Below are 21,415 nucleotides of genomic sequence, written 5' to 3' on the forward strand. Positions count from 1 at the left end.
ATCTAAATAGGTTTAATATTTATTTTTTTCAGCTTGCCAATGCTGTCATTGTGCCTATTCCCACAATTTTTAAAGCGCCTTGGGAAAGATCACAAATAGATTACTAATCGCTATAACAAGTACATATAGTACAACCGCACCCGCCAGAGTTACCGCAGTGTAGGCGGTTGCTTTTGTTTTCGGACATTTCATTACAATCGGCAATCCCAAATATAGCAGATATACGCTATACAACCCAGCGAGAAACGCGAAAATCGTGAAACTTGGCATGACTCGGAGGATACCTGCTAACCAGGCAGGTGTGTTGGCATAGGCAGCCACTTTAAGAGCTTGTAGCCGATCTTTCTTGGCTGAAAATTGAGGGGCGAAGGCATTAATAATTAGCGATAATAAAAATACGCTTAATAGCGTTAGTAAAAAGCTAACACCTGCATATAAAATAGCTGGCACTAATGGCAACCGAGACGTGGCAAGGCTGGAGGTATTGATGCCGATAACTGCCCAACCAACAGCAGCAGCGATGGGAGCGATCGCTGCCAGAGGAGCAATATAAGTATTATACAATCTAGCGCTAGAGGTCGTTTCTGTGGCGATCGCTCGCCACTCACTTTTGGGGTGCAACAGGATGTTGGGAATGCGCTTAATTAAGTTCATTTTTTGGCTCTGTTTTATCGATTTAATGTAGCAGGACTGATTTTAAGCCCCAACCCAGCTAAACACTATATATCTTCCCAATTATTAGGAGTTCAGCCTTTTGTCAGATGCTGTCAGTGCAGATATTGGGTCAGATGAATATTCCTTTGGCAAAAGGACTAGAAAGATTAGCAAAAGGTATCGTAAAAAGGGTTTTCTCTTAACTATCTGGCTGGGTAGCTTCTAGCTAAGGTGGAGATGATAAAAATAGCGATCGCCCTGGAAAAACATCCTAATCATGTAGGATGTCACTGTGGCGGGGATGTTTTCTTGCTGCCACAAATTTGCTCAATGAAGGCAAAAGCACGCGAAACCTAGAGACGAATCGAAGATTTACCAGGTTCCCTGCACGCTAATATTGTGCTGGTGGCGGCGAGTGGTGAATTTTGAACTTCGTACCGAAAATGGCGCGGCAATTTGTGTCAAATAAATACCGTTGCGAGGCGGCAATGCGATACTTAATGCAGCCTTGGCGGGAATCCTAAGTGAGGGAGTAACTGCTTTTGGCAAAATCTATTCGGCAATAGAGGAATTACAAATGCAAGTATGCGATCGCCCACCGCAATAATATACAGGTTAACCCATGCCAACAAAGGGATTGCTTAGCTTAGAGTCTGCCATCGATCGTCGTCCTTTGACTGTATCGCCTGACACACCACTGATGGATGCGATCGCCATGATGGGCAAAGCGAAAAGCAGCTGCGTACTTCCTAGTATGAAGATACCCCCAGAAGCAGTGCTAATGAGCGAGGCACGAGCTAGCAGTGTCCTCGTGGTAGAAGGGTTGCAGTTAATCGGAGTGTTTACTCACACAGATGCTATCCGGGTAATCGCCTCAGGAATAAATTTAGCAGAAGTCAATATTGCCTCGGTGATGACGCAGCCGAGCATCGCTTTGACTGAATCTGACACAAACAATATTTTCACAGCATTGTCAATCCTGCGCCAGCACCAAATTCGCCACCTACCTGTTATAGACGCTCAAAGTGAACTCGTGGGCATTGTCACCCTCGAAAGTATTCGTCAAGCACTGCCACTCGACGAGCTAATCAAATTGCAGCCTTTGACAGAGGCGATGACTGCCCCGGTTATTCAAGCACCAGCGACGGCTTCGGCGCTAAGTTTAGCTCAGCTAATGGCAGAACACCAGGTTAATTGTGTTGTGCTTACACAAGCAAGTCCAGAGTCGAGTTCTATTCAAAACGTGCTACGCACCGCTACGCTAACAAAACTCAAAACCATGCCCTTGAGCGAAGCGAAGGGTCAAAACTTAAAACGTGCTACGCACCGCTACGCTAACAAAACTCAAAACCTGCTACGCACCGCTACGCTAACAAAACTCCTGAAGCCAGTGGGGATTGTCACCGAACGGGACATCATCGAGCTTCAGGCTCTCAGGCTGGATTTATCGCAGATACAGGCGTTTAGGGTAATGAGCGCACCCGTGTTGTCTTTAAGTCCCTCAGATTCAGTGCTAGTTGCCCTTTGGGAAATGCAGCAGCAGCAGGTGCAGCGAGTCGTGGTGTCGGAGAATCGCAGGGAATTGTTGGGTATTGTTACCCAAACCAGCTTTCTGCAAACCCTCGATCTCACACAAATATCTACAGCAGTAGAGCGATTGCAGCAATCGATCAAGCAGTTTGAAGCCGAAGTTGCCTCCCTCCCCCCGCACAATGACACCCTGGAACCTCAAGGACAGGAAAGCCCAGCGGAACTGTTGGAACAGCTTGAGCGCAATCGCCTGTTAACCACAATTGCCCTCCGCATTCATCAATCACTCGATTTGGATGAAATTTTGAACACGGCAGTAGCCGAAGTGCGACAATTTCTCCAAACTGACCGCGTGATTATCTACCGTTTCAATCCAGATTTGAGTGGCACTGTCGTTGTCGAATCTGTCGCTGACGGCTGGCAACCTGCTCTAAACAGCACAATTCAAGACAATTGCTTTGGGAAAAATTATGCCCAATCATATCAACAAGGGCGCATTCAAGTCACGGAAGATATTTATACCGCCGGTTTAACCCAGTGTCACATCGATATCCTGGCTTTGTATGATATCCGAGGTAGCCTGGTGGTGCCGATTCTGCAAGGAGAACATTTGTGGGGACTGCTGTGCGCCTATCACTGTTCGGGACCCAGGCGTTGGCGGGAGTTTGAGATTGATTTGCTCAAACAATTGTCAACGCAGATAGCGATCGCCATCCAGCAATCTGAACTTTATCAGCAAGTACAAGCCGAACTCGCCGAGCGCAAACGAGCAGAGGAGCAACTCAAAGCATCGCTCAAAGAAAAAGAGGTGCTACTTAAGGAAATTCACCACCGCGTCAAAAACAATTTACAGATTATTTCTAGTCTGCTAAAGCTGCAATCTGCCTATACCAAAGATGACCAGGTTCTGGGAATGTTCAAGGACAGTCAGAATCGCATCCGATCGATGGCTCTCATTCACGAAAAATTGTATCAGTCCAAAGACCTATCTAGGATAGACTTTGCTGAGTATATCCGCGACCTGACAGGCAATTTGCTTCGTTCCTACAAAGCAAGCTCCCAGGCAATTACGCTGAAAACAACCGTTAATGACATTACCCTAAACATTGATACAGCGATTCCTTGTGGTCTAATTATCAATGAATTAATGTCCAATTCTCTAAAACACGCTTTTCCAACTCCCAGTAAAGATAATAAAATTTGTATTAATATTTACTCAAGCAGCAATAATCAATTTATTTTGAGCGTCAGTGACAACGGGATCGGCTTTCCGAAAGACTTGGACTTCCGGAATACTGAATCTTTGGGTTTGGAGTTAGTATGCACCCTTACAGAACAATTAGACGGGACTATCGAACTTGATAGCAGTAAGGGGACAAGCTTTAATATCACCTTTTCAGAAATCGGCAACATAGGAAGGCATAAATAAAAAAAAATGGCAAATGAAAAAATCTTAGTCGTTGAAGATGAAAGAATTGTTGCCAAGGATATCGTAAAAAGCTTGCAACGTTTAGGATATAAGGTTGTCGCTTCTGTTGCTTCGGGAGAGGAAGCTCTTCAAAAAGTAGCAGAAACGCAGCCCGATTTAGTGTTAATGGATATTATGTTAAAAGGAAAAATGGATGGAATAGAAACCACTGAAGAAATTCATAAAATTTTTGATATTCCGGTAATTTATTTAACTGCTTATGCTGATGAAAAGACACTGGAAAGAGCCAAGATTACAGAGCCTTTCGGGTATATAGTTAAACCCTTTGATGAAAGAGATTTACATACTACGATTGAAATCGCAATTCGCAGACATTTAGCCGAAGCAGCAACTCGCGTGGCTCTGGAAAAAGAAAAACAACTCAGCGAACTCAAATCTCGCTTTTGGTTCATGGTTGCCCACGAATTCCGTAACCCGCTGACCGCAATTTTATCTTCTGCTGAATTACTAGAATCTTATAGCCACGAATTAACAGAACTTAAAAGACGCGAATATTTCTATCTTATTCAAACCTCGGTTCATTCGCTGAACAATTTGTTAAATGAAGTTTTAGAGTTTGGAAAAGCAGAAGAAGGAAAACTAGAATGCAACCCAGAACCGCTGGATTTAGTGGATTTTTGCAGGGATTTGGTAGAACATATGCAATTCAGCTCTGGTTCAAAACATAGAATTAATTTCACAAATCTAGGTGACTGTACTGATGCTTGTTTGGATGAAAAACTGCTACGGCATATCTTTAGCAATTTATTGGGAAATGCTATCAAGTATTCACCCCAAGGCAGCAATATCTACTTGGAACTTTTGTGTGAGAATGGAGAGGCAATTTTTCAGGTAAAAGACAACGGAATTGGCATTCCTCCAGCCGATCGAGAACTTTTGTTTCAATCATTTCAGCGAGCTACAAATGTGGGTAGTATTCCCGGTCATGGGCTAGGGCTAACGATTGTCAAAAAATGTTTAGAATTACAGGGTGGAGAGATTGCCTTGAACAGTGAAGTTGGAGTGGGGACTACCTTTACAGTCACGCTACCATTGAACATCTGCGTACAAATGTAGGGAAAAAACGTTCCTTCAAAGACAGCAGACTGTTAAAAATGACCATTTTGACGCGGTAGAGTCTACAATAGTCTATTTCGCCAAGTTGAGATGCATCCTGTTTCTACCGTTACCGTTACCGTTCCAGCCACAACTGCTAACTTGGGGCCGGGTTTTGATTGCATAGGCGCAGCTTTAAGGCTGTACAACCAGTTCAAGTTCACTCGCCTGGAAGCGGATGCTGCAACACTACTCAGCATTACGATTCAGGGTACAGAAGCCGCACGAGTCAACACGGGTGCTGATAATCTGGTTTACCAGTCATTTGTGAAATTGTACGAACATATCGGGAAGACGCCACCGCCGGTGCAGATTGAGATCGAGCTGGGTGTGCCGCTGGCAAGAGGATTGGGGAGTTCGGCGACGGCAATTGTGGGAGGTTTGGTGGGTGCGAACTGTCTGGCTGGGGCACCTCTAGATGAAAATGAGGTGAGAAGAATTGCGATCGCTCTGGAAGGACATCCTGATAATGTGGTTCCAGCACTGTTGGGGGGTTGTCGTCTGGCAGCGACAGGTTTGATTGACGAACCGCACAGACACGGAGAACGCAAAGAAGAATGGGAAATCTGTGAGATTCCCTGGCATTCTGAGATTCTTCCCGTGGTGGCGATTCCGGATTTTGAACTTTCGACTGAACAAGCGCGGCGGGTTTTACCAACTCAGTACAGTCGTGCGGATGCAATTTTTAATACGGCTCATCTGGGTTTATTGTTGCGAGGGTTGGAAACCGGCAGGGGTGACTGGTTGCGAGTTGCCATGCAAGACCGAATCCATCAGCCTTATCGGACAGCATTGATTCGAGGATATGACGCTGTACGCTCGGCGGCAATGGCTTCTGGTGCTTTCGGGATGGTGATTAGTGGTGCGGGACCAACTTTATTAGCTTTAGCAGAGGCGGCGTCGGCACCGACAGTTGTGGAGGCAATGGCGGCGGCTTGGAAGGATGAGGGAATTATGGCACAAGTGCGATCGCTCTCGATTGACACCCACGGGGCGAAAACCTTTAATATCTCCTAAATTCGTAACTCAGACTTTTGCGTAACTGCTGAATTTGTCGATATTGATTTGTAGGTCCTGAAACAAAAACAAGAACTCTATCACCAGAAGGCGCACAAATCAAATAAGCTGACAGATTCCCAAATCGTCCGTAAGCCGCTTCTGCGATAACTCCTGTCTCTTTGGCGTTACTGCTTTTCAGGAATTCCAGCGCATTATCCAGACAGTTGTTCTGGCTGGTATCATCTCTCCTGTTAGTCACTCGGCTGACACTGCTGGTTTCATTTATTTCAATCCATTCGCTCCAATCACTCGTCGTTGTATCGGCTAAAGCAGGCATTGACAAAGTAAGCAATCCGGTTTTCATACTTAAAATTGTGGCAATGGCTAAAAACGAATTTGCTTTCTGTTTAGGACTAATTCGGTTCAACATAAGTTAGGTCGAGAAATGTAGGAATTAATGTTGAGCGATCGCAACCCTGGAAATTGATTCACAAAATGCCAGAAGTTTTACGGAACTATTCGCCTAAGTTAGGAAAGTAATTATGGAGCCAATTCAAGTAGAAATTGAAGCGATTCGCACTCAGATTGAGGCGCTCAAGGAAGAACGCGCCATACTGAAAGTCGATCCAGTATTGCCAAGCTACAACACGCCAGAAGCGATCGTTGAGGCTTATCGTCGTCATGCCAGAGAAACATCACAAATCTCTGCTGAAGTCAAGGGAATCGATGATGCGATCGCTGCCTTGGAAGCTAAATTGAGGGAGATCGGGCGATCGCAAGGATTGCAACAGTTATTGCAGGGGGGGACACCAGATCCTCTCGCCGCGCAGGTAGAGGAAGGTAAACAACGCGCTCAGGATCGCGCCGAACGAATTAACGAACTGGCGGAAGAACTGGAGCAGGAAGTGCAAGCGCTCAAGGCGATCGCTGATGAAATTAGTCCCAGTTATTGGCAGTTGTACAACAGACCTTTTATTACTGGATTCAGCAAAATTTCGGTTCCCTTCGTCCGCTCGGATGGCGCTGTGTGGATGATTACGAATCAAGTCGTGTAGAACGTGAGAAAACGCGACTATACCCCCCGCCCAATTGGCTACCGTGTACACCACAGGCAGACTCCCCAAACCCCTCTCCGATGCCCAGAGGGGCTTTGAAGATGGCTGGCTCCCCTTAGAAAGGTAGGGAAGGGGCTGGGGGTTAGCACCCGCTATTTTTCCAGGTTCGCCAGCGTTTCCGGTAAAGGCGATCGCTCTTGTACAGGATAATTCCGCTGCTCAATTAACCGCTGCAATTCTTTAACGCGCCTACCAGGGGCAGGATGGGAGGTCAAGAAATCAAAATCTGCACCACTTTTGCGACTCATTCGGGCAAAAAAGTCGGTTGCACCCGCGACATGACCGTAAGTTTGTTGCAACAATCTTATGCCAAACTCATCCGCCTCAGATTCCTGAGACTGAGAGAATCGGGAACTGCTGACAGCTTGAACACCCCCCGCCGCTGCCGATGATAACCCACCGGCATCCCCAAAGACAGTAGCGATCGCAATGGGTAACAGCAGCTGTCGCACCAATGCCCGTAAATGATCGCGGTGGGCAAAATGCCCCAACTCATGCCCCAACACCATCATCAGCTCATTTTCTGATTCCGTCTGTTTCAGCAAACCGGCGTAGATGATAATGCGATCGCCTGGTAGCGCTAGCGCATTCACCGTATTATCGGGAACATATAGCACCCGATAATCTCGCTCTTGGCGCTGCTCGGAAGGCAACTTTGTCTCCAGCCTATCTAGCAGCTGATTTAGCGTATCTTGAGCCGGTGAAGGCTTAGCCAAGCGCTCATAAGTCGGGACAATGAGGGCACCCAACTGTTGCTCCACCTTGGGAGGAATTACCCAAACCAAGCTATTAATTAGCAACCCCAGCAGCCAAATAACGCCGACGATAAATCCAATAAATAGCCCTAAGAGAATCAGTAACTGACGGTTATTGGGAGGTGGGTTGCGATCGCTCGATGTTGCAGTTCCAGACACTTCAGGCTTGCTCCAAAAACGCTATTGTTAAATCTGCATTGCCCCATCCGGTATGCAGGCAACTCTTGACGACCCGACCAAACAATGCTTCGACCTTCATATGTAAACTTGCATCGTGAGTTACCTGCACGCGATCGCTCGTCATTTCAGCGATATAATGCGGCTACCTAAAAGTTCTATTGGGTGCGGTTACAGCAAGATTCAGCTTAGTTGCTACTCTTAACTGGACGGAACGGATTCAAGAAATTTATCAGTGCATAAAGCTCACGCGACTGAATCCATAAACGTCCTTGACCCCGGAAGCGACAAACCAATCCTTCCCCGCCCAAAATTCCAGTTCTCAGCCCTTTAAATGACAAGCCCCCTAACATTTCGACATTGTATTGTAACGAGTCTTCAAACGCCACAATATAGCCAGTATCTACTACATAATCCCCTGCAACTGGAATTTCTACAATTGCCCCATAAGAACTAAACCAGATATCTCCTTGACCAGTTGCTCTCAGCAAAAACAACGACTCCCCACTAAAGAAGCCTTTAAAACCTTGAAACTTAGTATCAATTTCGACGCTGGGATTAGCTGCAACAAAACCCGAAGATTGCACCATCAATCCATTGCCACTTAGGTAGTAATGTTGAATGTCTCCAGGTACTCCAGGCGAAACATAGAGTTGTCCTGCCCTTCCTTCAGCGGTAAATTCACTCAAAAATAAAGATTCACCGCCCAGCATCCGACCGATACCTTGCATTAAGCCACCTTTGACTTTAGACTTCATTTTAATGCAAGTATCCATTGCTGCCATTGCGCCCGATTCTACTAAGACAGTTTGATTTGCTTGTAAGTCGAGGCGCAGGGAAGCATAGGCTGGGGAATGCTCGATTTCGTAGGCAATCTCATTCATAATTATCCTTTGCTAATTACTATCTTGTTGGATTGAAGGATTGTTCAAAAGCCATTTGTCAATGAGCAATGACTAATCACTAATTACCACTCTTTATCGCGGCGGCAACTGAGAACCAACTAGCACACCGAAGGCACCCGGATTGTGAGTTTGGCAAAACACTCGACCTTGTCCTTGAAACCGACAAACGAATCCTTCTCCGCCCAAAAAGGAACCAATTAAACTGGAAGTTGCTTTTCTAATTTCAAACTTCAGGCTTTTCTCAAATGCCACAATATGTCCGGTGTCAACGATATATTCACCATTCACAGGAATTTCATAAATAGCCCCAAAGGAAGAAAGCAGAACGGAACCATGACCGCTGACATTTAACCAAAAAATTGATTCGCCAGAAAACAAAGATTTTAAGCCTTGAAATCCTAACTCAATATCAACATCTGACTCGCTAGCGAGGTAAGAAGCAGATTGCACGACCAATCCAGATCCAGTCATTTGATAAAGCAAAATATCGCCCATCAATTTGGGAGCTAAAAATACTTCACCTCCAGCAGTGGGAGAGCGAAAAACGCTCAAAAACAGCGACTCACCGGCAACCATGCGTTTCAGTCCGCCCAAAATTCCGCCGCCTTTTCCTTGCCGTAAAGTCGTACTGGCATTGATATAACCGCTCATGGCAATCATCCTGCCAGCTTCTGCGATTAATTCTTCACCGGCTCTGAGAGTAACGCGAGCGATCGCGCTGTCCGGTTGATGTAAAATTTGCACATCCATCGCTTCAAATCCTCTTGATTTATGCACTTAGCAATTAGGCGAAAAAACTATTATTAATTAGCTTTTTCTTAACGAAATTTAGGACGTAAATATCCGACCAAACCACCAACACTGCGAGATTGTAAATAAATTTCTCCTTGCCCTGTCAGTCGGTTCACTAATCCTTCCCCCGACGTGACAGAACCAAGCAATCCACCAGCTAGTCCCACACTCATTTTGATGCCAGGTTCATAGGCAACTAAGTGCCCGCTATCAACCACAAATTCTCCGGTTATCCGTTTTTGAATGATGCCGCCATAAGCACCAAAAAACACCTGACCTTGACCGCTTAACTTTAGCTTAAACAGTCCTTCTCCTGATATCCAGCTCTTAAAACCTGCCCACTGAACTCCCATATTCACACCTGGACTATGGGCAATATAAGCACCCGGTTGAAAGCAAATTTCTCGTCCACCCCGCAAGTCAATACAAGCAATATCGCCAATGGTAGATTGAGTCAATACTAAATTCAGAGGTTGCTGTGTATTGTTGGTAAAGACATTCACAAATAGGGATTCCCCACCAAAGAATTTCTTTAGCAATCCAGAGATTAAACCCCCTGAAAATTCCGTCTTTATAGACAATTGGGCATCCATACTGGTCATAGCTCCCGCCTCAGCAGTGAGGCTATCACCCGGATTCAGGATGACAAAAATAGAGGCAAAGGCTGGTTTATAGCGAATTTCGTACTTCACCGACAAATCTCCTGCTTGTGGAGGATGCAAACCTATACAAGTCTGGCAGAAGTTTTTCCGGTATCCAAATTTATTTAAGAAAAAGCAATAAGTCGATCTGGGGCGACTGGGATGGCTTGACTCTGGATTTAGGGGATTATTTAGTTTTGGGGAAGCAGCAACTTGACCGCGTGGTAGGTTGGAAGGAAGACTGTAAAAGCATCCTTTCCTCCATGCGATCGCCTCAACCTCGAAAACAATTTGCTCAACACTGGCTGCGGAGTGACAAGGCGCTCAATCAAATTGTCGCCGCAGCTGAGTTATCCACCCGCGATTCGCCTGGGGGCGAAGCTGAAGCTTCACGGGTCTTAGAAATTGGCCCCGGCACCGGCATCCTCACTCGCCGCTTATTACCTTTAGCTCAATCTATTGTTGCGGTTGAAATTGACCGCGATTTATGTCAACTGCTGGCTAAACAATTAGGTAAAGTCGATCATTTTTTACTTTTGCAAGGCGATTTCCTTTCATTCGACTTAGACGCTCAACTCGCTTCTTTTCCAGCCTTCCAAAATCCCAATAAAGTTGTTGCCAATATTCCTTACAACATCACCGGCCCGATTCTGGAAAAGTTGTTAGGTACAATTGCCCAGCCAGCCGCCAAACCGTTTGATTCCATCGTGCTGCTGGTGCAAAAAGAAGTCGCACAAAGGCTTTACGCCAAACCAGGCACGAAACATTTTGGGGCATTAACCGTGCGGGTGCAGTATTTGGCAGAGTGCGAGTTAATCTGTATTGTGCCAGCGGGAGCATTTTATCCGCCGCCCAAAGTAGATTCAGCGGTGGTGCGGCTGCGTCCCCGATTGATAGAACCGCCCGCCCATAACCCCAAGCACCTAGAGAATTTGGTCAAGATCGGCTTTGCCGAGAAGCGCAAAATGTTGCGAAATAATCTGAAAAGTGTCGTTGAGCGCGATCGCCTCACCCAATTACTGGAACAATTAGAAGTAAACCCTCAAGTCCGCGCCGAAGACCTGAGTCTTACCCAGTGGGTTGCCCTGAGTAATTTGCTCAAGCCTGACGACTGAAGTTGTGGCTACACAAACTCTCGTCCGGATGGTGCTTGGATAGTGAAAATATCACTTGTTTGACTAATGTTTGACTAAGCCTGCTCTCGTCAGACTTGGTTTGTGTAGCCCCAGTATGAGAGCCTGTGGGCATCTATCTGCAAAACCCCAATGCGTTCCTATACCCTGATTTCCCCAGCCAAAATTAATCTGTATCTAGAAATTATCAGCGATCGCCCGGATGGTTATCACGAACTGGCGATGGTGCTGCAAAGCGTTGGTCTTACCGACCAAATTGATTTGCGTTCGATTAGCACTGAATCAGTCCACGTTCACTGCGATCATCCCCTAGTGCCGTCAGACAAAACCAACCTTGCCTACCGGGCGGCAGAATTGATGGCGGTAGAATTTCCCCAAGCTTTTGCCCGGTACGGCGGTGTCGAGATTACCATCAACAAACGAATCCCTGTAGGGGCAGGGTTAGCAGGGGGATCTAGCAATGCTGCTGCTGTTTTAGTGGGAATCGATTTGCTGTGGCATCTAGGACTCACTCAGTCGGAATTGCAAGAAATGGCAGCAAAAATTGGCTCAGATGTCCCGTTTTGCGTCGCGGGAGGGACAGCGCTGGCAACTGGGCGAGGCGAACAACTCTCTCCCCTCCCTAATTTGGAGCATCCCTGGGTGGTGTTGGGCAAATACCGCAACCTTGCAGTATCCACACCCTGGGCTTATCAAACTTACCGGCAGAAGTATATTAGTACCTACGTTTCTGACGCTGATAGTTTGGAGGCCCGCAGACAACGGGTGCATTCTGGCTCGATGGTTAACGCCATCTTCAAGAAAAATGAGGTGAGAATCGGTCAATTACTGCACAATGACTTAGAAAAAGTCGTATTGCCGGAGTATCCCCAAGTGTTGCGACTGCGGGAAGCGTTCTATGAAGCGGGTGTACTGGGGGCAATGATGTCGGGATCGGGGCCAACCGTGTTTGCTCTCTCGGAATCGGAAGCCAAGGCACAACAAGTACAGCAGTACGTGAGAAAGTCAATCCCCGACCCCAATTTAGATTTGTGGGTAGCACCGTTTACCACCACTGGGATTCGGGTTATTGCCCATTGATCGAGCTAAATATTCATCACCGATCCCTAATCGCTCAATTGACCTATGAATAATCCGAACACCACCCAAAACCCACCAGCCCCAGTCAAAACGCCCACGAGTCCTCTGCGCTGTTTGAGTGGTGCGTTGATCGCAGGAACAATGGCAACGGGTTGTTATTTCCTCACCACTTCAATTGCTCAAAGCTTTGCCGCCAAGCCTATCCACTCGGATAATGTAACGACCATCAATATTGCGATCGCTGTTCGCACCCTCGTTGTAGGCGTCAGCACGCTGGCAACCTCCATCTTTGCCTTAGTGGCTGTTGGTCTAGTCGCCTTAGCGATCCAAATCGCCTTTCAACGCTTAACCAATCGGACGCCTCCACCTACCCAAAATTAGAACTCTTTCAATCTACTTTCATGGCGGGGCAAGATACCCGTCGAGAGCTTTAACATACCAAGAGTCGGGTGGGCATTTTTCCATTAAGACAAATGGAATGAATAGGGGGCAGCTTGCCGATGGTGGGTGCTAGCTTCCCAATTTTCCGCGCCGTCAGCTAACTACCTAATCAGAGGAGCAACTACTAGGGAAATTGTAACGCTCGTTACAGCGATCGCACTGTCGAAAAGACTTGTCCTGGGAATTTTTTCTACTGGGGCTTTCTCGCCCATCACCGCCACAAACTCCTATTTCAAGGCAGGATGAGCTTGATTCTGGCTAACTTAGCTCGCATTCCCCCAAAGTCATTTAAAAAAATCCGTAAAAATGCCGATGACTGGTACGCCAAATTGGCTGGGAATTAGCATTTAGGATTCAGCAAAAAGTGTAAATTTTAAAAAAGGAATTATGAAGAATAGATGAAGTATGCAGGAAAGTAGACACCCTAAAAAGACGGTGTTTAGCCTTTTCAACAGCCTTAGCAGTAACTTTCAATACATACTATCCTTCAGATTTCGTCGTCAATCTTGCTTACTTTATCTTTTCTTTAAAATTTAGATTTTTAGCTGAGTGGAAATAGCAGATGATAGTAATAGAGAGGTTCGCTCCGAAAACTAGCGTTGAAATCCTCCTGGTTGAGCGAACGCAATTACAGGCTGCAAAGATAAACCCGGTATTCATGCTCTCTGGTGCATGAGTTACTTTTTTAGGAACCTATATTAAAGCAGCCACAATCAAGCTTAAGTGTAATAAAACGGTGCATACTTATGACTGTCTCCCCTTGCCAGATAATCACAGCTAAGAGCCAGGTATGGTTTCCGGAAATCAAAGAGCCAGCAGAACTAATCGAGCAACTTTTGGCAATCGGGACAGCGCTTTCGAGCAGTCATAATTTAAAAGAATTACTGAATCTGATTTTATCGAAGAGTCGGGAAATTACTTGTAGCGATGCGGGCAGTGTTTATTTAATAGAGCGAAGTAGTGAGACTCCCAAGTTACTGTTTAAGGTAGCGCAAAATGATTCTCAATGCAGCGCTTCCTTTCAAGAGTTTTCTATGCCGTTGACTCCGAAAAGTCTGGCAGGGTATGTGGCGCTGACAGGTGAAAGCTTAAATTTGCCGGATGCTTATAATTTACCGCCGGATGTTCCTTACCAGTTGGATCGCAGTTTTGACAGCTCGATTCCTTACCATACTCGCTCCGTCTTAGTGCTACCAATGCAAGACGGTGAAGGGGAAATTATCGGGGTGCTTCAGCTAATTAATCGTAAGGTGAATCGTGATGCGATTGTCACGCCTGAGAATGTGCTAGATGTTACCCAGCCTTATTCTGCTTGGGAAGAGCGAGTTGTGCGATCGCTTGCTTCTCAAGCGGCGATCTCGATCGAACGCAATCAGCTGCAAGAAAGTATTGAAAATCTATTTGAAGGCTTTGTTAGAGCTTCTGTCCAGATTATTGAAACGCGAGATCCCACAACATCCGGGCATTCCGAACGAGTTGCCGACTTAGTGGTGCGTCTGTCGCAGGAAGCCAGTACAATTACCACGGGATCGCTGCGGTCGATTTATTTTAACGAGCGCCAAATCCAAGAAATTCGCTATGCTGCACTGTTACATGACTTTGGCAAAGTCAGTACACCCGAAGCCATTCTGGGGAAGCAGAAAAAACTCTACCCATCCCAGATGGAGGTGATTCGTAACCGCTTTGCGGTGGCGCAACGAACTCTGGAAATGGAATGCGCCCAGACTAAATTTAAGTATTTACTGGAGCATCCCAGCCACCAACATAAAGATTCCCAAATCGTCTGTTCTCACTGCCAACAGCTACAACAATTAGATTGTCAGTTAGAAGATGCGATCGCTCAACTCAATGAATATTGGCATCTCCTACTAGAGGCGAACGAACCCCAGATTCTCGCCAAAGAGCTTCCAGAACGGCTCCAAGAGCTGTCTGGTTACACTTATCAAGATGTGGATGGACAGATCAAGCCTCTCCTCTCACCGACAGAGATCGCTCAGCTGATGGTGCCAAAAGGCAACCTGACAACCGAAGAGCGTTTAATCATCCAAGCGCACGTCACGCACACCTTTGAATTTCTCAACCGGATTCCGTGGACGAAACATCTCAAAGATGTTCCGGCGATCGCCGCAGGGCATCACGAAAAACTCGATGGTAGTGGCTACCCTCAAGGCTTGAAACAGGAAGCGATTCCAATTCAGTCTCAGATATTGACAATTGCGGATATTTATGATGCTCTGACGGCAAGCGATCGCCCCTATAAGCGCCGCTTGTCCGTAGAAACCGCCCTGAAAATCCTCAAAGCAGAAGCCGCCCAAAACAAAATCAACAGCGACCTCGTCACCCTGTTTGAGCAACGCCAAGTTTTCGCTGCTTTGGGTCATTCCCTCTCGGTTCCAGCTCATTCAGCCGCCTGAGTCAGTAGGATAGGCAGTTGAAAGGTTGGATCGGGTTGAAACGTTAAACCTTAACCTACCAACGTTTTAACGTGTCAACATTTAAACCCTCGACTGACCATTAGCCGTTAGCGATTAGCACTTTGCAATTCTTATCTTTCACCCAACTTTTCCCCACCCATTCCCCAGCCTTTCCACAAAGACGTTCAACTTTTTCCACAGGTTCTCTGACCTTTTCCACAGGGTTGAACACTCTGATCGGGTTTTGCTGTTCTATTGGGGATTTTTCTAAAAGACAGTGGCTCAGCCGGGAGCAACCGAGTTTTTATAAAGATAAGTAACAAAAATTTATCTACAAGGCTGATTAAGTCGTGAATATTTTTTAGAGATACCCCCGCTTGTAATATTTCGCAGCATTGACAACCCCACCCCCTCTCAGCAGACAATGATGCGACGGTCAGTGTGATTGGCAACTGCAAGACTGACCCTTGTAAGGGCATGGGGCTGTTGCGCCCCTACCCATAGACAACGCAAAGGAATTCTATGAACGCAAATATCAGTATCTTGGCAGAAATTCCCGAAGACCTACACGAATCTCTCAAAAACTACCTGGAAACTCATCCCGATTGGGATCAAGACCGGGTGTTTGCCGCAGCGCTGTCGCTGTTCTTGCTGCAAAATGGTAATGGCAACACCCCAGAAGCTTCGCGGAGTTATCGCAAAGCAGCACGGGTCTATCTGGAAACTCTCTTCCAGCACTCAGTTTGAGAAATAGCTCTGCTACTCTTACAAAAACTTGTTGATCTTACAGAGTTTGACTGTAGAGGACACGATTGATGGCTTATTCCTGGTTTAAGGCTTTTCACATTGTCGGCTTTGTGGTTTGGTTTGCAGGCTTGTTCTACCTGGTACGTTTATTTATCTATCACGTAGAGGCTTCGGAGCAGCCAGAACCTGCCCAAACGATTCTGAAGAATCAGTATCAGATTATGGAAAAACGCCTTTACAACATCATCACAACACCGGGCATGATTGTGACGGTAGCGATGGCAATTGGTCTGGTAAGTACTGAGACTGAAGTGCTGCGAGAGAGTTGGTTGCATATCAAACTCGGTCTGGTGACTGTTTTGATTGGCTACCATCATTACTGTGGTCGTCTCATCAAACAGTTAGCCGAAGACCGATGCACCTGGAATAGTCAGCAGTTACGCGCTTTGAATGAAGCGCCGACGTTACTTTTAGTGGTGATTGTTTTGCTGGCTGTGTTTAAGAATAGCCTGCCTACAGACATTACCACTTGGCTCGTTGTGGGGCTGATTGTGACGATGGCAGCCACCATTCAGCTTTATGCGAAAAAACGTAAGCGAGACCAAGAAAAACTCATGGCTTCTGTTACTCAAGAAGAGGCTCAACAAGTAATCTGACGAAGTTAGCAGACGCTTCTTAATTCGCTTGACCCAGGTTAGTGGTTACTAATAACAGACAATTGATAATGGACAATCAACAAATGACCACTAACAACGAAAAGGCAACATCTACTTTAATGATTCCCCAGCTAATCGTTGGTCTGGGGAATCCAGAACCTAAGTACGAGAAGACGCGACACAACATCGGGTTTGAAGCGATTGATGCCCTAGCGCGTTCCTGGCAAATTTCCCAGAGTGAAAATCGCAAGTTTCAGGGGGAGTTTGGGGAGGGACGTGGATTACACGGAGACAAGGTGGGGTTGCTCAAACCCCTTACTTATATGAATCTCTCCGGACAGGCAATTCGCGCGGTGACGGATTGGTATAAACTGCCGCCAGAGTCTGTCCTAGTAATTTATGACGATATGGATTTGCCGCTGGGAAAGATTCGCTTGCGTCTTTCTGGTTCGGCTGGGGGACATAATGGGATGAAGTCTGCGATCGCTCATCTCGGTACTCAAAATTTCCCTCGTTTGCGGATTGGCATCGGCAAATCCAAAGCAGAACAGGACGCGGTTTCCCACGTCTTGGGTCGGTTTTCACCTGATGAAAGTCAAACTTTGTCTGATGTACTGCAACTCGTGGTTGAGGCGGTGGAGTTGAGCCTCAAACAAGGGTTTGAGAAATCTATGAGTCTTTACAATAGCCGTAGTGTTATTGAAAATAAAGAATCGCCCTAGCTGATGTTGTAGTGGTAGCACGCCAGGGCAACTCACTTTTGTTACCGAAAACTCCTTTTCTTGCGGCGAGCAGCAGTTGCCTTGCGCTTGCGCTTCTCTTGGGGAGTTTCAAAGTGCCGCCGATATCTGACATCTGCTAAGATGCCAGCCTTGGAAACTTGCCGTTTGAAGCGGCGCAAAGCTGATTCTATTCCCTCATTTTCGCCTAAAACCACTTGGGTCATTCTTGATGATTCCTCCGTATAGGTGATTAAGTTGCTAGATGGTGTGAACTTAATCCACGATCGATGGCTTCGCTTGAGCGATCGCAGCTTTTCGTTCATTCCTCCTGCGATTGGAGTAGGGGCAAGGGTTATGCCCATGCCCCTACTGCCGTTCTCGGTGTAATTTCGGGTAAAGACTCGGCTGCCAAGTCTCTAGTGCCCTACCTCCAGACCATTTGCGTACTGGAGTTGTACAGACCCAATATCGCTTCTGTACAAAGCTTTTTGCTGATTTTTTTCCCGACGAGTGCGATTAGCCTACCAACTTACTCAGTCTCGGACTTCCAGGAGCAGCCCTACCTTATTCAGTCGCTCTGAGTACCTGGATTGACTCCAGCCAAACGACGGGTGAGCAGCACACTTGAGCCACCCTAAGCATTGATTGTACCATGCGCCACCCAGCATCCTACGACTAACCTGGTCTGGTGTAGTCGTAGGATGCTGGGCGCATTTTTACTAAATTTTGACCAACTAACACTGCTAGTTCCTAACCGAAATTAAGCGGAGAATTACAAGCAATCGATATATGCCTTTGTTAAAGGCACAGCATCTGACTAATTGACCCGTCTATGGCGTTGCAGCAGCCTAAAGAGTGGAAACAATCCAGTAAAAACGGAAAAACTAGAAAATTAAAAAATCATGCCTCTTGCCTTCCTTAGGGCAATCAGGAGGCAATTCCTTATAAGATTTGGCTCAAGCAGGAAACATCAGCATCCCCAAAGTGAAGGCTTAAAGCTATATTCAGATTTTCCAGAGATTTGATTAACCACGGCACACCATCTCTGGCATAAGACTCGTAGTGGTTAAAAAGAATTGAAAATCGCTTTTCTAAGTAGGGCTTGACCTTGCGGCACAGCAGGACTATTTTCAAAAGCAACCCGGTTGTGAACGTCGCCCCCAGGTTCGTAATTAGGTCAACGAAGACATAGTGATTCGGTCGCTGCGGACTTTCTACCACTAAGAAGTTCAACAATTGACTACAAGTTCGTACAATCAGGAATTCGCTGGGTCTTTGGGAATCGCTATTCGGGAGAGTGTTTTTTAGCTGGGAATACAAGCGCTCGTTAAACTGACGTTTACCAAATTCTGGGTCAATGGAAGAGGTCAGATATTCATATAAATCCCATTTAAAAGCTCTGTAGGACGGCGTTTGGCTGGTGTGGGTGAGGAAGCGCTGGGATAAATCCCGGTAGGTGTGGGAGCCTTCTACTTTGCCGTAAAATTGTTTGAGAGCAACACCCAGTTCGCGATCGCTCAATAACGTTGGATTTGTCACCGGCTGGATAATTCTTTCGGGTTTATCTGGGCAAGTCTGACGCGACACCTGGGCACGCCGTACTTGGTAAGTCACGTACTGAGACAAATCGACTTCAAATCCCCGCTGAATTCGGGATTGAATTTGCCGAACCGTTTGCTGATGCTCGTAAGAGCTGTCTTCGCTCAGCAGGCAATGTTCATATAGGTAGGGATACCGACGAATTAAGCTTCCCAAAGGCTTAGAGCCATTGCCAGTTGCCTCTGCGGCTTGACTCATCACCTGCGCTAGCCGTCGCAGCGTCAGATATTGCTCCGTTTGGTTGAAAAGCCTCACCAGTTCTCGCAAGCGTCTGGCTCCGCGAGAGCGAACCGTTCCCATGACTGGAGGTGTCAGGAATATGTCTACCAAATCCGGGATAGACGCTTGGAGATTGGGGTGCATCTGCCAGCGATTGATCAGAATGTGGCAGCACCGATTAAGAATAAACCGAAATTCCTGCTCAGCCTGCTTGGAAGTCGTAATTCTCTCCAGCACCATCCAGATTTTTGGCTCCGAGTATCCCACGCCATCCATGAATAGCTGACGAAATCGCTCAATCATCCGACTGGGTGATTCATGTTGAACCCAGTAAAGCAGATGATCGTAAAGCTGCTGCTCTTCAGTGCTAGTGTGTCGGTGATAACAGTCTGTCCAGGTTGTCACGTCAATGCCCCCCTACGTATGCACGCTAGGGCTGAGTTTATATCAGTTCGGTGGATTCGGTTTATTTCGATTGCAACTGTCGTGTAGTAGACGCTTGAACTTTCGATGCACCCTAGATATCACCCTGATAACGGGGGCCATATTCTATACTCCTATAACCGGAGAAATATTACCCCAAATAGAGCATATCTTGGTTTATTCTTCAAATGGTTCCGCATATTTACGGCAAAATTGTGAAGTTTCAATGAAGTAGAGATACGGACTCCGCAAAGCATCAATTCTTTACTTGGCCCATCTACCTCTAAAGTAGTGGGACAAGATAGCGGATTATGTGATTGAAATCACTGCTCAAAATGCATCTTTTGTTCTGATGCGTTGCGTGGTGCATGATAAGGATGAATCTTCTTGAAGTTTGAACATAAGCCTCATGCCTTGTCACGTCCTCCTCTCTCAAATAGTCCAAATCATAGCAGCGACACCAATAAATCTATCTGACGCCGAATTGGCGAGAGATGTTGCAGGAATTACAACCGACACCCGTAGCCTGAAGCCGGGGGAAATTTTTGTGGCACTGCGCGGAGACAAGTTTGACGGGCATGAGTTTGTGGAAACTGCTCTAGAAAAAGGAGCTAGGGCAGTCATTACTGACCATCCATTGTCGGTGTCTATTCCGCATTTGTACTTAGAAGACACCTTGAAAGCATATCAGATGCTCGCCCATTGGTGGCGCTTGCAGTTCGACATCCCTGTAATCGCTGTAACCGGCTCCGTAGGTAAAACCACTACCAAGGAGTTAATTGCAGCTGTTTTGTCAACAAAGGGAGACATTCTTAAAACTCAGGCTAATTACAACAACGAAATCGGTGTTCCCAAAACACTATTAGAACTTTCACCAATGCATAACTATGCCGTGATTGAAATGGCAATGCGTGCTAGGGGTGAAATTGCGCTATTAACACAAATTGCACATCCTTCTGTAGCGGTAATTACGAATGTGGGAACGGCGCATATTGGGCGGCTGGGTTCTGAGGAAGCGATCGCGCAAGCGAAATGCGAATTACTTGCCGAAATGCCTTCCACTAGCATCGCTGTTCTGAATCACGACAACCGCTTGTTAATGGAAACTGCGGCAACAGTTTGGCAAGGGCAAACCATTACCTACGGCTTGGAAGGGGGAGACTTGCGCGGGGAATTGATTGATAACGAGACATTGTGCGTCGAAGGTGTGCATCTGCCGTTACCGCTACCGGGGCGTCACAATGCATCTAACTTCCTGGCAGCCTTGGCGGTGGCTAAAGTTCTCCAGGTTGACTGGAAATCGTTAACCGCCGGTTTGTCGGTGCATCTCCCATCTGGGAGGGCGCAGCGCTACGATTTGCCCAACGATGTTGCCATTTTGGATGAGACTTACAATGCTGGGCTAGAGTCGATGCTGGCGGCGCTGCAATTGTTGGCACAAACGCCAGGAAAAAGGCATATTGCGGTTCTGGGGACGATGAAGGAATTGGGAGAGCGATCGCGCGAATTCCACTTTGCAGTTGGAGAAGCGGCGCGGCAGTTGAATCTCGACGCTTTGCTGGTGCTGGTAGATGACAAAGAAGCCGAAGCGATCGCGCTGGGTGCTGCCCCTTTACCCGCTGAGTGCTTTTCGACGCATCAGGCTATGGTAGAGCGTTTGAAAGAAATGGTGCAAGAAGGCGATCGCATCCTCTTCAAAGCCTCCCATTCAGTAGCACTAGATCGAGTTGTGAATCAACTTCGCGCCGAATTGACTGACTAATTATTTAAAATTCCCAACACCCCGTAGAGGCACCTCTTATGGGTGCCCACATCAAACAAGAAGTCAC

The 21,415-nt window shown here is 46.7% G+C and carries 21 protein-coding genes; 12 read left to right on the forward strand and 9 right to left on the reverse strand.

The genetic code is table 11. The annotated features are described in order from the left end of the window. Window positions 1-69: 69 nt before the first annotated feature. On the reverse strand, window positions 70-654 hold the full coding sequence (locus ACFW2W_RS17055; RefSeq protein WP_378180542.1) for a Yip1 family protein: 585 nt from the start codon (window positions 652-654) through the stop codon (window positions 70-72). 622 nt (window positions 655-1,276) lie between these two features. Between ACFW2W_RS17055 and ACFW2W_RS17060 the strand changes: the two genes are divergently transcribed. The 3 genes from ACFW2W_RS17060 (at window position 1,277) to thrB (ending at window position 5,785) form a co-directional block, all read left to right on the forward strand. Beyond that, window positions 1,277-3,613, forward strand: coding sequence for a CBS domain-containing protein (locus ACFW2W_RS17060; protein ID WP_378180545.1), 2,337 nt, complete (start codon window positions 1,277-1,279; stop codon window positions 3,611-3,613). A gap of 6 nt (window positions 3,614-3,619) precedes the next feature. After that, on the forward strand, window positions 3,620-4,729 hold the full coding sequence (locus tag ACFW2W_RS17065; protein ID WP_378180549.1) for an ATP-binding protein: 1,110 nt from the start codon (window positions 3,620-3,622) through the stop codon (window positions 4,727-4,729). A 90-nt stretch (window positions 4,730-4,819) separates the two neighbouring features. Beyond that, the gene (gene thrB, locus ACFW2W_RS17070; protein ID WP_378180552.1) at window positions 4,820-5,785 is read left to right on the forward strand and encodes a homoserine kinase; all 966 of its coding nucleotides are present in this window, start codon (window positions 4,820-4,822) and stop codon (window positions 5,783-5,785) included. On the opposite strand, the gene ACFW2W_RS17075 is transcribed toward thrB, so the two are convergent. Beyond that, window positions 5,772-6,197, reverse strand: coding sequence for a hypothetical protein (locus tag ACFW2W_RS17075; protein WP_378180555.1), 426 nt, complete (start codon window positions 6,195-6,197; stop codon window positions 5,772-5,774). The genes thrB and ACFW2W_RS17075 overlap by 14 nt on opposite strands. 112 nt (window positions 6,198-6,309) lie before the next feature. Here ACFW2W_RS17075 and ACFW2W_RS17080 point away from each other — a divergent pair, with 112 nt between their 5' ends. Beyond that, the gene (locus tag ACFW2W_RS17080; RefSeq protein WP_378180558.1) at window positions 6,310-6,822 is read left to right on the forward strand and encodes a hypothetical protein; all 513 of its coding nucleotides are present in this window, start codon (window positions 6,310-6,312) and stop codon (window positions 6,820-6,822) included. 152 nt (window positions 6,823-6,974) lie between these two features. Here the strand turns inward: ACFW2W_RS17080 and ACFW2W_RS17085 are convergent, their stop codons facing one another. From ACFW2W_RS17085 to ACFW2W_RS17105, 5 genes are all read right to left on the reverse strand, one after another. Beyond that, window positions 6,975-7,796 carry a M48 family metallopeptidase gene (locus tag ACFW2W_RS17085; RefSeq protein ID WP_378180560.1) on the reverse strand — a complete coding sequence of 274 codons (822 nt, stop codon included), beginning with the start codon at window positions 7,794-7,796 and terminating at the stop codon, window positions 6,975-6,977. Window position 7,797: 1 nt separating this feature from the next. Further along, window positions 7,798-7,941, reverse strand: coding sequence for a hypothetical protein (locus ACFW2W_RS17090; RefSeq protein WP_378180563.1), 144 nt, complete (start codon window positions 7,939-7,941; stop codon window positions 7,798-7,800). A gap of 61 nt (window positions 7,942-8,002) precedes the next feature. After that, on the reverse strand, window positions 8,003-8,698 hold the full coding sequence (locus ACFW2W_RS17095; RefSeq protein WP_190674864.1) for a TIGR00266 family protein: 696 nt from the start codon (window positions 8,696-8,698) through the stop codon (window positions 8,003-8,005). 93 nt (window positions 8,699-8,791) lie between these two features. After that, entirely contained in the window at window positions 8,792-9,469 is a 678-nt protein-coding gene (locus ACFW2W_RS17100) for a TIGR00266 family protein (protein ID WP_378180567.1), read from the reverse strand. A 68-nt stretch (window positions 9,470-9,537) separates the two neighbouring features. Continuing rightward, a complete protein-coding gene (locus ACFW2W_RS17105; RefSeq protein ID WP_378180570.1) occupies window positions 9,538-10,203 on the reverse strand; it encodes a TIGR00266 family protein in 666 nt (221 codons plus the stop codon). A 212-nt stretch (window positions 10,204-10,415) separates the two neighbouring features. Here ACFW2W_RS17105 and rsmA point away from each other — a divergent pair, with 212 nt between their 5' ends. From rsmA to pth, 7 genes are all read left to right on the forward strand, one after another. Beyond that, window positions 10,416-11,267 carry a 16S rRNA (adenine(1518)-N(6)/adenine(1519)-N(6))-dimethyltransferase RsmA gene (gene rsmA / locus ACFW2W_RS17110; RefSeq protein ID WP_378180708.1) on the forward strand — a complete coding sequence of 284 codons (852 nt, stop codon included), beginning with the start codon at window positions 10,416-10,418 and terminating at the stop codon, window positions 11,265-11,267. 150 nt (window positions 11,268-11,417) lie between these two features. Further along, window positions 11,418-12,365, forward strand: a complete 948-nt coding sequence (gene ispE, locus ACFW2W_RS17115) for a 4-(cytidine 5'-diphospho)-2-C-methyl-D-erythritol kinase (protein ID WP_378180573.1) — start codon at window positions 11,418-11,420, stop codon at window positions 12,363-12,365. Between the two features lie 45 nt (window positions 12,366-12,410). Beyond that, a complete protein-coding gene (locus ACFW2W_RS17120) occupies window positions 12,411-12,746 on the forward strand; it encodes a DUF3082 domain-containing protein (protein WP_378180576.1) in 336 nt (111 codons plus the stop codon). 806 nt (window positions 12,747-13,552) lie between these two features. Continuing rightward, complete coding sequence (locus ACFW2W_RS17125) at window positions 13,553-15,220, forward strand: HD domain-containing phosphohydrolase (RefSeq protein WP_378180579.1); 1,668 nt, start codon at window positions 13,553-13,555, stop codon at window positions 15,218-15,220. 522 nt (window positions 15,221-15,742) lie between these two features. Further along, window positions 15,743-15,967, forward strand: coding sequence for a DUF2811 domain-containing protein (locus ACFW2W_RS17130; RefSeq protein WP_378180582.1), 225 nt, complete (start codon window positions 15,743-15,745; stop codon window positions 15,965-15,967). Window positions 15,968-16,035: 68 nt separating this feature from the next. Beyond that, the gene (gene hemJ, locus ACFW2W_RS17135; protein ID WP_378180585.1) at window positions 16,036-16,623 is read left to right on the forward strand and encodes a protoporphyrinogen oxidase HemJ; all 588 of its coding nucleotides are present in this window, start codon (window positions 16,036-16,038) and stop codon (window positions 16,621-16,623) included. An 83-nt stretch (window positions 16,624-16,706) separates the two neighbouring features. Further along, complete coding sequence (gene pth / locus ACFW2W_RS17140) at window positions 16,707-17,345, forward strand: aminoacyl-tRNA hydrolase (protein WP_378180587.1); 639 nt, start codon at window positions 16,707-16,709, stop codon at window positions 17,343-17,345. A 41-nt stretch (window positions 17,346-17,386) separates the two neighbouring features. Here pth and rpsU read toward each other — a convergent pair whose 3' ends face one another. After that, window positions 17,387-17,569 (reverse strand): 30S ribosomal protein S21, encoded by a 183-nt coding sequence (rpsU, locus tag ACFW2W_RS17145; RefSeq protein ID WP_378180711.1) that lies wholly within the window; start codon window positions 17,567-17,569, stop codon window positions 17,387-17,389. Between the two features lie 718 nt (window positions 17,570-18,287). Continuing rightward, window positions 18,288-19,568, reverse strand: a complete 1,281-nt coding sequence (locus tag ACFW2W_RS17150) for a hypothetical protein (RefSeq protein ID WP_378180590.1) — start codon at window positions 19,566-19,568, stop codon at window positions 18,288-18,290. A 427-nt stretch (window positions 19,569-19,995) separates the two neighbouring features. On the opposite strand from ACFW2W_RS17150, the gene murF reads away from it, so the two are divergent. Further along, window positions 19,996-21,348 (forward strand): UDP-N-acetylmuramoyl-tripeptide--D-alanyl-D-alanine ligase, encoded by a 1,353-nt coding sequence (gene murF / locus ACFW2W_RS17155; RefSeq protein WP_378180593.1) that lies wholly within the window; start codon window positions 19,996-19,998, stop codon window positions 21,346-21,348. Window positions 21,349-21,415: the final 67 nt, after the last annotated feature.

Source organism: Coleofasciculus sp. H7-2, assembly GCF_042747725.1.
Taxonomy (GTDB): Bacteria; Cyanobacteriota; Cyanobacteriia; order Cyanobacteriales; family FACHB-T130; genus FACHB-T130.